At 68.7% G+C, this 13,468-nt stretch carries 13 protein-coding genes; 7 read left to right on the top strand and 6 right to left on the bottom strand.

Annotated elements, in window-relative coordinates:
• Positions 1–8 precede the first annotated feature (8 nt).
• Positions 9–713: a GIN domain-containing protein gene (locus BMX37_RS14525; protein ID WP_139198097.1), complete on the bottom strand. Its 705-nt coding sequence runs from the start codon at positions 711–713 to the stop codon at positions 9–11.
• 77 nt (positions 714–790) lie between these two features.
• The gene (locus tag BMX37_RS14520) at positions 791–1,525 is read right to left on the bottom strand and encodes a head GIN domain-containing protein (protein ID WP_093666495.1); all 735 of its coding nucleotides are present in this window, start codon (positions 1,523–1,525) and stop codon (positions 791–793) included.
• Between the two features lie 140 nt (positions 1,526–1,665).
• Between BMX37_RS14520 and pgmG the strand changes: the two genes are divergently transcribed.
• Genes pgmG through BMX37_RS14495 form a run of 5 tightly spaced genes read left to right on the top strand, consistent with a single transcriptional unit; the run spans position 1,666 to position 6,903 of the window.
• Positions 1,666–3,042, top strand: coding sequence for a phosphoglucomutase/phosphomannomutase PgmG (pgmG, locus tag BMX37_RS14515; protein ID WP_093666494.1), 1,377 nt, complete (start codon positions 1,666–1,668; stop codon positions 3,040–3,042).
• A 46-nt stretch (positions 3,043–3,088) separates the two neighbouring features.
• Complete coding sequence (locus tag BMX37_RS14510) at positions 3,089–3,850, top strand: exonuclease domain-containing protein (protein ID WP_093666493.1); 762 nt, start codon at positions 3,089–3,091, stop codon at positions 3,848–3,850.
• A gap of 58 nt (positions 3,851–3,908) precedes the next feature.
• Entirely contained in the window at positions 3,909–5,420 is a 1,512-nt protein-coding gene (locus tag BMX37_RS14505) for a sensor histidine kinase (protein ID WP_093666492.1), read from the top strand.
• Entirely contained in the window at positions 5,417–5,866 is a 450-nt protein-coding gene (locus BMX37_RS14500; protein ID WP_093666491.1) for a response regulator, read from the top strand. Before BMX37_RS14505 ends, BMX37_RS14500 begins: the two co-directional genes overlap by 4 nt.
• A complete protein-coding gene (locus tag BMX37_RS14495; RefSeq protein ID WP_093666490.1) occupies positions 5,863–6,903 on the top strand; it encodes a sensor histidine kinase in 1,041 nt (346 codons plus the stop codon). Before BMX37_RS14500 ends, BMX37_RS14495 begins: the two co-directional genes overlap by 4 nt.
• Positions 6,904–7,562: 659 nt before the next feature.
• Here BMX37_RS14495 and BMX37_RS18880 read toward each other — a convergent pair.
• Both BMX37_RS18880 and BMX37_RS14490 read right to left on the bottom strand, forming a co-directional pair.
• On the bottom strand, positions 7,563–7,718 hold the full coding sequence (locus tag BMX37_RS18880; RefSeq protein ID WP_170841988.1) for a hypothetical protein: 156 nt from the start codon (positions 7,716–7,718) through the stop codon (positions 7,563–7,565).
• Between the two features lie 138 nt (positions 7,719–7,856).
• A complete protein-coding gene (locus BMX37_RS14490; RefSeq protein WP_093666489.1) occupies positions 7,857–8,609 on the bottom strand; it encodes a class I SAM-dependent methyltransferase in 753 nt (250 codons plus the stop codon).
• Between the two features lie 52 nt (positions 8,610–8,661).
• Here BMX37_RS14490 and BMX37_RS14485 point away from each other — a divergent pair, with 52 nt between their 5' ends.
• Complete coding sequence (locus BMX37_RS14485) at positions 8,662–9,531, top strand: oxygenase MpaB family protein (protein ID WP_093666488.1); 870 nt, start codon at positions 8,662–8,664, stop codon at positions 9,529–9,531.
• 57 nt (positions 9,532–9,588) lie between these two features.
• A complete protein-coding gene (locus tag BMX37_RS14480) occupies positions 9,589–10,542 on the top strand; it encodes a cell wall hydrolase (RefSeq protein ID WP_093666487.1) in 954 nt (317 codons plus the stop codon).
• A gap of 118 nt (positions 10,543–10,660) precedes the next feature.
• Here BMX37_RS14480 and BMX37_RS14475 read toward each other — a convergent pair whose 3' ends face one another.
• Both BMX37_RS14475 and BMX37_RS14470 read right to left on the bottom strand, forming a co-directional pair.
• The gene (locus BMX37_RS14475; protein ID WP_244501615.1) at positions 10,661–11,638 is read right to left on the bottom strand and encodes a copper resistance protein B; all 978 of its coding nucleotides are present in this window, start codon (positions 11,636–11,638) and stop codon (positions 10,661–10,663) included.
• Positions 11,635–13,464 (bottom strand): copper resistance system multicopper oxidase, encoded by a 1,830-nt coding sequence (locus tag BMX37_RS14470; protein WP_093666486.1) that lies wholly within the window; start codon positions 13,462–13,464, stop codon positions 11,635–11,637. The genes BMX37_RS14475 and BMX37_RS14470 overlap by 4 nt, the downstream gene beginning before the upstream one ends.
• Between the last annotated feature and the right edge of the window lie 4 nt (positions 13,465–13,468).

Raw genomic sequence — 13,468 nt, 5'->3', positions numbered from 1 at the left:
CCGCTGCGTCAGCGCGGCTGGCCGCAGGAGACAGGCCCGCCCTGTGGCACGACGCGGCATTTGGGTGTTCCGACGACCGCGACCCGGCCGACGCCGGAATTGCCGATATCCGCGCCGTACCGCGCGCGTGCCCGCGTGTCGCCGGTGCCGTCGGTGCGGATGTAGATCTCGCCCGTGTCCAGCCCGGCGGCGTCGATCGTCGCCGCGCCGTTGCCGAGCAGCCGGGCCCGGGCCGCGCGGCCGGCAACCGTCAGGGTGCCCGTGCCGATTGCCGACAGGTTGGCCATGTCGGTCGCGATCCCATCGACCGTCACGCTGCCGCTGCCGGTGACCGCGACATCCACCCGGTCCGCCTTCATCGCGGCGACCTTCACCCGGGCCGCGCCGACTACGGCCAGCATGGCCAGGCGGGGCGTGGTCAGCGCGATCCGCACCGGCTGGTCCGAATCCCGCTGCGGCCGTGAAGTGCCCCAGCCGCTGTTGCCAGGCTGCACCACCAGCGTGTTGCCGTCGAGTCGAACCTCCACCCCCTCGATCGCATCGCGCTCGCCGGTCAGCGTCGCGCCGGGTGAGCCGCTGGCCACCGTCACCTCATAAGGGCCACGCAAGCGCAGCCGATCGAAGCTGCCTGGGTGGACGCTGCGCTCGGCGGCGTGGACCGTACCGGCGCATGCGAGAAGGAGCAGGACGGCGGATCGGAGGGCGCTACGCATGGCGGGCAGCGTCGCACCGCCGCCGCACCGGCGCAACCCGGCAACGTCCGGCCGATCGTGCGGCCGAAGACGATGCCTTAGCCGCAGCGCACCTTGCCCGAACCCATCTTGCTCACCTTGCACTTGGCGCCGCCCGTTACCGTGACGTCGCCGGACCCCACAAGGCTGACGGAGGCCGCCCTGGTTGCGTTCACCTGCACATCACCGGCCCCGGCGATGGTGATGTCGGCGTCCTCGGCGACGAGGCCGCTGTTGCGGACCTTGCCGGACCCGCCGATCGACACCTCCGTGCGGCGCGCATGACCGGCCGCGTCGATCGCGCCGGACCCGCCGACCGCGAAACTGGCGGTGGTCACGTTCACCTGTGCCAGCGACAGCCGACCCGATCCGCCGATGTTACCGTCGAACGAGTCGCCCGCGACCCGATCCACGCTGATCGACCCGGACCCGCCGATCGACGCCCCCTTGATGCGGGGCATGGTGATGGTGATGTGCAGCGTGTCGCCGCGCGACCAGGACACGCCGCGCTCCTGACCCAGGTCCACCGTGTTGCCGCTCTTGCGCACGCGCAACTTGTCCAGCGCGGCCGGCGCGCCCGTGGCCACCACTGAAAAGTCGGGTCCGACACGGATGTCCACATCGGCGGAGGTGGACAGGCCGACCTCATCGAAGCCGGACACCGCGAAGCGACGCTCTCCACCCGATCCGGTGGCGGGCACGTCGCTGCCGCCGGAGATACTCTTCGCGGAACAGGCGGTGATGGACAGGGTGGCGAGCGCGATCGTCAGGGCGGCATAGGTGGGGCGGATCATGGTCTTGTCTCCGACTGTGTTATCGGGATGGTACACCTGTCTCGTCCACGTGCAAGGGGGTGCCGCATCCTTTGCGGTGCTCTGACGTTCGTTGCGCTCGCGTATCGCCGAATACGTGTGACAGAGGGGGAGGCTGGCGTTTGAGGAGTCATCGGATCGATCCCGCGATCCTGCGCGAATATGACGTGCGCGGGATCGCCGGCGAACAGCTGCGCGCGGACGATGCGCACGCGCTGGGCCGTGCGTTCGCGACGCGGGTACGACGTGCGGGCGGGCACCGTGTCGCGGTCGGGCGCGACGGCCGGCTCACCTCCCCCGCGATGGAGACCGCGCTGGTCGAAGGGCTGACGGCGGGCGGGTGCGACGTGATCCGGATCGGCCTCGGCCCGACGCCGATGCTCTATTATGCCGCCGCGACCCTAGGGGTGGATGGCGGCGTGCAGGTAACCGCAAGCCACAATCCCGCCGAGTATAACGGCTTCAAGATGACCCTGCAGGGCCGATCCTTTTTCGGCGAGGATATTCAGGATCTGGCGCGGCTGGCGGCGGCTGGCGACTGGGAACAGGGCGCGGGCGATGTCAGCGACGCCGACATCGCCGACGCCTATGTCGCGCGATTGATGCAGGGGCATGAGGGCGGCGCCTTCCGCATCGGCTGGGATGCCGGCAGCGGCGCCGCCGGTCCGATCGTGGAGAAGCTGTGCCAGCTGCTGCCGGGTGAGCATCACCTGTTGTTCACCGAAGTGGACGGCCATTTCCCGCATCATCATCCCGATCCGACAGTGGAGGCGAACCTGGCGCCGCTGGCCCGCCTCGTCGTGGAGAAGCGGCTCGATTTCGGACTGGCTTTCGACGGCGATGGCGACCGGATCGGCGCGGTGGACGGGCGTGGACGGCCGATCTGGGGGGACGAGATCCTCGCCATTCTGGCGGAATCGGTTCTGGCCGAGCATCCGGGCGCGCCCGTCATCGGCGACGTGAAGTCCACGCAGTATCTCTTCGACCGAATCGCACAGCTCGGCGGCCGGCCGGTGATGGCGAAGACCGGCCATTCGATCATCAAGACGCGGATGCACGAACTCGGCGCGCCGATCGCGGGCGAGCTGTCGGGTCACATCTTCTTCGGGGCGGGCTGGTACGGGTTCGACGACGCGCAATATGCCGCCATCCGCCTGATCAGCGCGGTGCACAGCAAGGGCGGCTCGCTGACCGCGTTGAAGGATGCGATGCCGGTGCTGGTGACGACGCCGGAAATGCGGTTCGCGGTGCCGCGCGCGCGCATGGCCGGCGTGGTGGACGAGGTCGCCGCGCGACTGGAGGCGGCGGGGGCGGAGGTCAACCGGCTGGACGGCGTGCGCGTCTCGACGCCCGACGGCTGGTGGCTGCTGCGCGCGTCGAACACGCAGGACATGCTGACCGCGCGTGCGGAGGGGCGCGACGCCGCGGCGGCGGAGCGGTTGGTCGCGGCGATCGACCGGCACCTGTCGGCCAGCGGCATCGTGCGCGACGCTGACTGAGCCACCGGATTTGCGTTCGGCGGAGGAAGCCCCCAAATTCACGCCCATGCCTCCGCCCAAGCCGCAGATCATCCGCGTCATCGACCTGGAAACCACCGGCAATGCGCCGCCCGCGCACGGGGTGCTGGAAATCGGCTGGCAGGACGTGGCGCTGGGGGCGGACGGGCTCTGGCGGCTGGAGGGTGAGGGCGGACAGCTGTTCGTCAATCCGGGCCGGCCGATCCCGCCGATTACCCAGGCGGTGCACCATATCCTGGACGAATGGGTGCAGGATGCGCCGTGGTGGCAGGACGTGGCGCGCCGCGTTCTGGACCCGTATCCACGTCGGGTCGCACTGGCCGCGCATCGCGCCGACTTCGAACAGCAATTCTGTTCGCCCAATCTGTCGGGTGGCGCGGAGTGGATCTGCACGTGGAAATGCGCGCTGCGGCTGTGGCCGCAAAGCCCCGCCTTTTCCAATCAGGTGCTGCGGTACTGGCGGAAGCCAGAGGGGCTGGAGCATGAACGCGGCCTGCCGGCGCACCGCGCGTTTCCCGACGCCTATGTCACCGCGCACCATCTGCGCGATCAGTTGAACGAGGCGGGTGTCGCGCAACTGCTGGAATGGTCGCGTCAGCCGGGGTTGCTGCCGCGCGTGCGCACCGGGCTGGACCGGGGCAAGGACTGGCGCGAGATCAGCGACGACAGCCTGGCCAACTTCCTGACCGATCGCGATGCGGACGTGCGGTTCACCGCTGAGACGGAACGGGCGCGGCGGCGGGGCGGTGGTTTCGTCGGCCGTCCGGACGCGCAGGAACTGCTGCTCTGACCACCGGCAAACGGAGACGACTGGCCAAGTTCGTTTCGCCAGCGTAAGCGCGGGCGGAATGTTCGGCATTTCCAATCGCCTCGCCTCAGGTAAAAGCCGCATCGGCCGGGTGCTGGTCGGCTTCATGGTGCTGGGATTCCTGTGCCTGTTCGTCGCGGGCCTGGCCGCGGCATGGGCGATGCGGGAGAATCAGCGTCATACCGACTCGGTCGCCCACACCTATGAGGTGGAAGTGGCGCTGGACCGCGTCAGCGTCCTGGTGGAGCGTGGGGAAACGACGCGCCGCGGCTTTCTGCTGACCGGCAATCAGGTCTATCGCGACAATTACGACCGCTACACACGGGACTTGCCGCCGGCGATGGCCCGGGTCACCACCCTGACGTCCGACAATCCGCGTCAGCGCGCGAACGTGGCCGACCTGCGCACGCGCCTGTCCGACCTTCTCGCCCTGCGCACGCGGTCTTTCGCGATGATCGATGCCGGTCGGCGCAGTGCCGCCCTGATCGCCTTTGCCGAAGAAGCGAGCAGCCAGCGCCTGCTCGGCATCCGCGCCCGGATGTCGGCCATGCTGGGCGAGGAACGCCGCCTGCTGGCGATCCGCGACATCGACCAGCGCCGCAGCCTGCAACTGTTCTACACCGTTCTGTCGATCGCCGGCGCGATCCTGCTGGTGGTCGCGATCGTCAGCCTGCTGACCATCCTGCGCTACACCCGCGACCTGGCGTCGTCGCGCGACCAGCTCAACCGGCTGAACGGGACGCTGGAGGAACAGGTCGCGGAACGCACCGCCGACCTCAGCCGTGCGAACGAAGAGATCCAGCGCTTCGCCTATATCGTCAGCCACGACCTGCGCTCTCCGCTGGTCAACGTCATGGGCTTCACGGCCGAACTGGACAGCGCGACGGTGCCGCTGGGCGAGCTGATCGACCGGGTCGAGGAACGCGCGCCCGACCTGCTGACCAACGACATGCGACTGGCCGCGCGCGAGGACCTGCCCGAAGCGATCAAGTTCATCCGCACCTCCACGCAGAAGATGGACCGGCTGATCAACGCAATTCTGAAATTGTCGCGCGAGGGGCGCCGCGTGATCGCGCCCGAGCCACTGGACATCGCCGCCATCGCCGACACGGCCATTGCCGCGATGCGTCAGGTCATCGACGACCGGGGCGCGACGGTCACGGTGGAGCGGCCGATGCCGACGTTGAACAGCGACCGCTTCGCCGTGGAGCAGATCCTGTCCAACCTGGTCGAGAACGCGACCAAATATCTGCAACCCGGTCGCCCCGGCCGCATCACCGTGTCCGCGACCCGGATGCGCGAACGGGTGGTGATCGCGGTCGCAGACAACGGGCGCGGCATCGACCCGCGCGATCACCAGCGCATCTTCGACCTGTTCCGCCGCTCCGGCGCGCAGGATCAGCCAGGCGAGGGCATCGGACTGGCGCATGTGCGTGCGCTGGCCTATCGTCTCGGCGGCACCATCGATGTGGCGTCGCGACTGGGCGAGGGCGCAACCTTTCGCCTCAACCTTCCCGCGACCTTCCAGAACTCTCAGGATTCGAACGCATGAACCAGCACCAGGCCGTCGGCATCGTCATGATCGAGGACGATGAAGGGCATGCGCGTTTGATCGAAAAGAACATCCGCCGCGCCGGCATCATGAACGACATCCGCCATTTCACCGATGGCACCACCGCGCTGGATTATCTGTTCGAGGCGCCGGAGGGCCCGGCGAAGAACGGGCCGGCGTTGATCCTGCTCGACCTCAACCTGCCCGACATGAGCGGCACCGACATCCTGTCGCGGATCAAGGCGGACAACAGCCCGCTGCGCCGCGCGCCCGTGGTCGTGCTGACCACCACCGACGACAAGGTGGAGATCCAGCGCTGCTACGACCTGGGCTGCAACGTCTACATCACCAAGCCGGTCGATTATGAGAACTTCGCGCAGGCGATCCGGCAGCTGGGCCTGTTCCTGACGGTGATCCAGGTGCCCGACGTCGAGACCGTGGGATGAGCGAGACGGGCGCCCGCGTCCTGTATATCGACGACGATGCGGGCATCCGTCGGTTGGCGACGCGTGCGCTGGAACGGCGCGGCTACAGCGTCACCGGTGCGGAGCGTGGCGAGGACGGCGTTGCGCTGGCCGCCGCCGAGCAATTCGACGTCATCGCGGTGGACCATTACATGCCCGGCCTGGACGGGCTGGAAACGGTCGGTCGCCTCCAGGCGCTGCCGAACGTGCCCCCGATCGTCTACGTCACCGGCTCCGACGAGGGGCGCATTGCGGTCGCGGCGCTGAAGGCCGGCGCGGCCGATTACGTGGTGAAGACCGTCGGCGACGATTTCTACGACCTGTTGTCCGCGGCGTTCGAGGCCGTGCGCGCGCGCGCCGCGCTGGAACGCGCAAAGGTCGAGGCGGAGGAGGGGTTGCGCGCCAGCAACGCCCGCCTGGCCGCCCTGCTGGGGGAGGTGAACCACCGGGTCGCGAACTCGCTCCAGCTCGTGTCCGCGATGGTGCGCCTCCAGGCCGGTGCCCTGTCGGACGAGGGCGCACGCAGCGCGCTGGACGACACGCAGCGCCGCATCGGTGCGATCGCGCAGGTTCACCGGCGTCTGTACACCAGCAACCATGTCGAGAGCGTCGACATGCAGGAATATTTGGGCGCGCTGGTCGACGAACTGGCCGAGGCCTGGGGGTCGGAGAATGGCGAGCGGCGGCTGATCTTCTCCGCCGAGCCGATCCGCCTTCCCACCGACAAGGCGGTGTCGCTGGGAGTCATCGTCACCGAGCTGGTCACGAACGCGCTGAAATACGCCTATCCGCCCGGCGGGGCCGGCGAAGTGCGCGTGGCGCTGCTGCGGGACGGCGACGACGGGTTCCGCTTGGCGGTGGAAGATGACGGATGCGGCATCCGGGTCGATGCCGAGCCGAAGGGGACGGGACTGGGCGCGAAGCTGATCCGCGCCATGGCGCAGAGTCTGCAATCGGTGGTCGAATACGATTCGGCGTATAGCGGCTGCCGGGCGACGTTGCGCGCCGCAATCGGTTGATCGCTCCGGTCCGCTGACGACCGAATGTCGCTGCAAAAAGCGCCGGCAGAATGGGGACGGTGCTTCGTCAGTTAGCCGTGGATAATAGTTGTGGTCGCAGATCCGGCGCCTCAGGCTTGCCGCGCTGGCTGCGCGATAGCGACAGATTGCAGGCCGACGCAGCCGGACATGAGCGGCGAACAGGGATGGCATTGGAGACATCTCTCACAGACCGTCGGGGCGTCTTCTTCGAACGGGCCAAGCGGCCGAGACGAGCATTCTTATAATGCGCTGCAGGTAATTCCCGAGCGATAGCGCGTGGGTTTCAGCCGCTGGTGCGCCTCGCTAACAGCGGGCTGATCGGCGTCGCAGAGTAGCGTCTTTGTCGTCGCCGCCTCAACTCGCTGCGTTGGCGACGCCGGGAGCGCTGTTTCACCACCAAACGTTGTCGAGCATTCGGCGGCGGACTGAATCGACATCCTTGTCCGCTGCTTCGGCGACATGCCGCAGCGCTGAGTCCCTGCCAAACGCCGGCGGGTCTTCGAAAGCGCGAGGGAGTCGATACTTCCGCCCGCCGTCACGTCAACGCGACCAACCGCGCGCTGGAGATCGACGCCCCGGCCATCGCCCTGCCGCCGCCGTCCCGGCTCACCGCACTGGCAGTAATCCGGAGGGCTGGCTTATCCCCGGCGTCGGTCACCGCCCTGGCGCATGATCGCCTCCGCCGCGGAGCGTTCGATGGGGGTCAGTCCGGCCATGCAATCGGCAGGCGCGCGCGTCGCGGGGGTGGCGGCCTGGCGGCGAACTCCGAACAGGCCCAGGGTGGTGCGGGTCATGATGCTCCTCAAGGATCGGGGTCGCGCCGATATCCAGCCGTCCCGTGGACGATAAAACGAGGATGGTCGGTCGATGTTCCCGACCTGTTTCGGTGAGTGACGAGGCGCCCGCGCAGGTACGGACGCTTCGAGGGCGCTTCAGGGTTTCCGGAACTTGAAGACGAACTGGTCGGTATGACCGCGCACCGCCGGATCGAACACGGGCTTGCTGTGATCGTCCGCCGGATTGGCGAGCACGCTGGACTGCCCGACGAAGCGGAAGCCCGCCGCCTGCACCTGCGACCGCACCACGGCGGGATCGATCCGGTGCTTGTTGCCGGCCGCCGAGGGCAGCGCGCCGCGCGCATCGGCATGGTCCACGATCAGGTAGATGCCACCCGGCTTCAACGCCTTCAGCACCGCCGCATTGAACTGCGCGATCCCGGCGGCGGGGATGTCGTGGTAGTTCTGCACGGTCCAGAACAAGTCCACGGGCTTGGCGACGGTGGGGAAGGGGCTCGACTGAACCTCCGCGGTCACGTTGGTCAGGCCGCGCGCCTGCAGCGCTGGCAGCTGCTTTTCCGCATATTTGGCCGCGATCGAGGGCCACAGCGCGTCGACATGGCCGCCGGGGCCGACCAGCGGGGAAAAGATGCGCGTCCAGTAACCGGCACCTGGCAGGAAATCGATCACCGAGTCACCCGGCTTCACCCCGGCAAAGGCGATCACCGCCGCCGCCTGACGACGGGCATCGTCGGCGGCCTGGTCGGCGCGGGCGGGATCGGCCAGTGCCGCCTGGATCGCGGCCGACGGCGCGGGAGCCGATACCTTGCCCCCTTGCGACAGGGCGATGGACGCGGGCAGCGCCGTCAGCATCAGCGCCGACGCCAGCAAACGGAATGAGCGGAGCATTTTTCCCTCCCGGGCGAGTGGTTTGATCGCCACGCTATCCTAAATCGTGGGGATGGGCGACATTCGATCGACGATCCAGCAACAGGTCCACCGCATGGTCGGCTTCGGCGACGGTGCCGTCGACCTGACACGGCCGGCGGGCGACCCGGGGCTGTTCGGCCCCGACTCGCTCACTTGGCGCGTGCATGGCGACTTCACCGCGATGATGGCGGGCGGGATCGCATCGCTGTTGATCCAGATGCTGCACCCCGCCGCGCTGGCCGGGGTATGGGATCACAGCAATTTCCGCCGCGACATGACGGGGCGGCTGAAGCGGACGGCGCAGTTCATTTCCGGCACTACCTACGGCTCCACCGCCACCGCGGAGGCGCTCATCGCGCGTGTGCGGCGCATCCATGACCGGGTGCAGGGCCTGCTGGCGGACGGCACGCCCTATTCGGCCAACGATCCGGACCTGCTGACCTGGGTGCATGTGGCGGAGGTGTCGAGTTTCCTTGCCGCGCACCGCCGCTACCGCGAGCCGGGGATGAGCGATGCGGACGCCGACCGTTACCTGGCGGAGATGGCGCAGGTCGCACGGCGGTTGGGCGCGGTGGACGTGCCGGTGACGGTGAGCGGGGTGGAGAGCTATTTCACGGCCGTCCGCCCGACCTTGCGGGTCGATGCGCGCACCCGTTCGGTGGCGCGCGCGCTGATCGCCCAGCAACCGCACAGCCTGGCGCTGGCGCCGATGCAGGCGCTGATGATGGAGGGAGGCATCGCGCTGTTGCCGCCCTGGGCCGCGCGGCTGCACGGGCTGGAGCGGCCCGGCGGCGCGCGTCCGGCGATCCGCGCCGGCATGGCGGGCGTGGGTTCGCTGCTGCGCTGGGCGCTGACCGACGGGTCGGCCAAGCGGGCGGCGCGGGAAAGCCGGGCGGCTTAACCAACCCCTTACCATGGGAGGGGTAAGGGCGACCGAACCGAAACGGTCGGACGTTCGATGCGAAAGCCCATTCTGATCGGGATACCCGCGCTGGTCTGCGCGTCGTCCTGTGTCCCTGCCGTGTCGCCCGGCACCGCGAACCTGCCGCATGTCGCGGCGGTGTCGCCGCGCCCGGTCGCGGACAGTCGCACCCTGCTGCGCCAACTGGACCTGGAGGTGCCGGTCGACCTGGCGGCGAAGCCGGTGGCGGCGGCGCTGGCGGTGGAGGCGGCACCGCCCTTTTCCACCGCCGCGATCGCGCCCGACGACGCGGCGCGGGCCGCCGAATGCCTGACCGCCGCCATCTATTACGAGGCACGATCCGAGTCGCTCGATGGCCAGCGTGCAGTGGCACAGGTCGTGCTGAACCGCGTCCGGGACCGCGCCTTTCCGGCCAGCATCTGCGGCGTCGTCTATCAGGGGTCGACGCGGCGCACGGGGTGCCAGTTCAGCTTCACGTGCGACGGATCGATGCTCCGCCCGCGCGAGCCCGCCGCCTGGGCACGCGCGCAGGCGGTCGCCACGATGGCGCTGTCGGGGTCGGTGTACCTGCCGGTCGGCGCGGCGACCTATTACCACGCCAATTACGTGCTGCCGTGGTGGGCCTCCAGCCTCAACCGTATCGGCATGGTGGGCAGCCACATCTTCTACCGGTGGCAGGGCGCGATGGAACGCGCGCTCAGCTTTCGTCAGGATTATGCCGGGCGTGAGCCGATGATCGGCCCTGCCATGCCGGGCGAGCAGCCGATCGGCGAGGTCGCCGTCCATGTCGGCGGCGATGCGTCAGGGCTGGTGACCGTGCATCGCGACGGCGTGGTCGCGGAGATCGCCGGTGCCACGACGGATGCCGTCGCCGCTCCTGCGGTCGCACCCGCCGCGCCGCGCCTGCTCACCGTGTCGGGCGTGCGGGTCCATCGCGGTGCCGATCCGCATGCTGCGCTGGGCACGGAGCCTGCCGAAACGATCAGCTGACCTGCGCGCGATCTTCGCGTCCGGATCTACCAAGAACCGATTGCGCGAAGAGCCGGATGATAGCTGCGCTATGGCGCGCTGCTAGGGAACACACGTCGCCTCCAACAAATCGGCCGCGTCAGAACCAGCCGCGCAGCCCCAGCGCCATCGTCACCCCGCCCGTGTCCTCCCCGGCCAGGCGAGCCAACCGGCGGGAGGCGGAGAACCGGCGTTCCCACGACACGCCGACATAGGGCGCGAACTTTCGCGCGACCTCGTAGCGCAGGCGCAGGCCGAACTCCGCATCGACCAGGCCCGAACCGATCCGGCTCGCCGGAATGTCCTGTGCCGACAGGTTGACCTCCAGGCGCGGCTGGAGAACCAGCCTTTGCGTAATCCGCTGGTCGTAATAGGCTTCGGCGCGCGCCAGAAGGTCGCCATGGTCCGACAGGAACAGCGCGCCCTGTACGTCGAACCAATAGGGCGCCAGTCCCTCGATCGCGGCGACGGCATAGGTCCGCGATCCCGCCGCCAGATCTTGGCGGACGCCGCCTTGCAGGTTGAAATAGGGGCCGATCGCCCGGCTGTAGAGCGCCTGCACCTCCGCCGTGTCGGCACGCCGGCCAAAGCGTCCCTCGCCCTCGCCCTTCACGACCAGACGGTCGACGTCGCCACCGAACCACGCATCCCCGTCCCAGCGATAGCCGTCTGCCCCACCTCGGGGCTGAACCTCCGCGATGTTCAGCATCATCTGCGACAAGGTGACGCCGCCATGTTCCTTGCGCATCTGGTTGCGCGCGCGTGTCATGGCATCGTGGTCCCAGAACCGGTCCGCATATTTCGGCTGCGGCGCGGCCGGCGCTGGCGCATTGCCTGCCGGCAGGTCGGTTCCGGCGGGTGCTGGTGCGGCCGGTGCCTCCTGAGGGGGCGCCGCGCGAGGAACGCAGTGCCCCATGCGGGCATGTTCGGGCGAGCAGGACGGGTCCTCGGCAACGCGCGCCGGCTGCGGCGGCATGGGCATGGTCATGCCGGGCATCTGCTGCGGCTGGCCGGCATCGGCCGCGTCGCCCCAGCCCGAAGCCGGACCGAGCAGTGCCAGGATCATGGCTCCGATCACGCCGCCTCTCCTTCGCGGGGGCGGACGGTGACGATCTGCATCATCCCGGCATGCATGTGGTAGAAGAAGTGGCAGTGGAACGCCCAGTCGCCGACAACGTCCGTGGTGACGTCGAACGTGGCGGAGCCGCCCGGCTGCACCTGAATCGTATGCTTGCGCGGTGCATGGTCGCCGTGCCCGGTCACCAATTCGAAGAAGTGCCCGTGCAGGTGGATCGGATGACCCATCATCGTGTCGTTAACCAGGGTGACGCGCACCCGCTCCCCCTTCAGGAACGGGATGGGCGCCTTCACCTCGTTCAGCTTTTCGCCGTTCAGCGCCCACATGTATCGTTCCATGTTGCCCGTCAGGTGGATGCGCATCGATCGATCGGGCGCGCGAACGTCGGGGTTGCGGTTCACCGCCACCAGGTCTCGGTACACCAGCACCCGGTGGCCGATATCGGCCAGCCCCTGACCCGGATCGCCTGTGCGATCGACCGGCATGGGGGCGATGGTCTGCACCGTGGGTGTCCGCTTGACCTCTGGCGCCGAGGAGAAATCGCGCATGGAGTGCTGCATCGGCGCTGCGGCCGGCGCGGCTGAAGGCGGTGGCTCGGCGTCGGGCGGTGCGCAATGCCCCATGGCGGCATGTTCCGGGGGGCACGCGGCGGCGGGGGCATGGGAGGGGGTGGCGTGGTTCATCCCGGCCATCCCGGCCATGCCATCCATTGCGCCCATGCCCATGTCCTTCATGTCGGCAAGGGGGCGGGGCCGCAGCGGCGGCACCGCCGCGGCCATGCCGGCGCGCGGTGCCAGCGTGGCCCGTGCCATGCCCGACCGGTCCACACTCTCGCCGACGATCGTATAGGCACGCTCGTCGGTCGGGCGGACGATCAGGTCGTAGGTTTCCGCGACCGCGATCTGCAACTCGTCCACCTCCACGGGGCGGACCTGCTGGCCATCGGCCTGGACGACGGTGAGCGCCAGGCCAGGAATGCGGACGTTGAATGTGGTCATCGCCGCCGCGTTGATGATCCTCAACCGCACGCGCTCTCCCGGCGTGAACAGGCCGGTCCAGTTGTCGCCCGGCCCATGGCCGTTGACGAGATAGGTGTAGGTCGCCCCCGTCACGTCCGCGACGTCGGCCGGGTCCATCCGCATCCTGCCCCAGGCAAGCCGCTGTCTCAGCGGCTGGTCCCGGCCGGCAAGCAGCCCGGAGAGCGTCTGTTTCTGGTAATTGAAGTAACCGCCCTGCTGCTTCAACCGGGTGAACAGCGCGTGCGGATGAAGGGGCGTGCTGTCGGACAGAACCAGTACATGCTCGCGATCCGATGCGATCGAATCCTCGCCCGCTGGATCGACGATGAGCGGGCCGTAAAGCCCGACCTGCTCCTGAAGTCCCGAATGGCTGTGATACCAATAGGTGCCCGATTGCAGGACCGGGAATTCGTAGGTGAAGGTGGACCGTGGCGCGATGCCGGGAAAGCTGACGCCGGGCACGCCGTCCATCTGGAACGGTACCAACAGGCCGTGCCAATGCAGCGAGCTGTCCTCGTCCAGCGCATTTTCGACATGCAGCCGTACGGTCTGCCCCTCCCGCAGGCGGATGAGGGGCGCCGGGACGGTTCCGTTGATGCCGATGGCGTGACGGTCGCGGCCGTCGACCGTCATCATCTGGTGCGCGATGCGCAGGTGGATGTCCTCGCCGGAGACGACGGGCAGCGGCCGCGCCGCGCCGGCCGACACGGGCTGCGCCCAGGCGGGAAGCCAGGGTGACAGCGCGGCGGCCGTGCCCCCGGCGGCGGTGCCGCGCAGCAGCGCGCGGCGGTTCAACATCAGCGTCATTACA

The organism is Sphingomonas gellani (genome assembly GCF_900110035.1).
In the GTDB taxonomy this organism is placed as follows: Bacteria; Pseudomonadota; Alphaproteobacteria; order Sphingomonadales; family Sphingomonadaceae; genus Sphingomonas; species Sphingomonas gellani.
The sequence above is the reverse complement of the archived record's forward strand: the minus strand, read 5'-3'. Positions and strand labels throughout refer to the sequence as shown.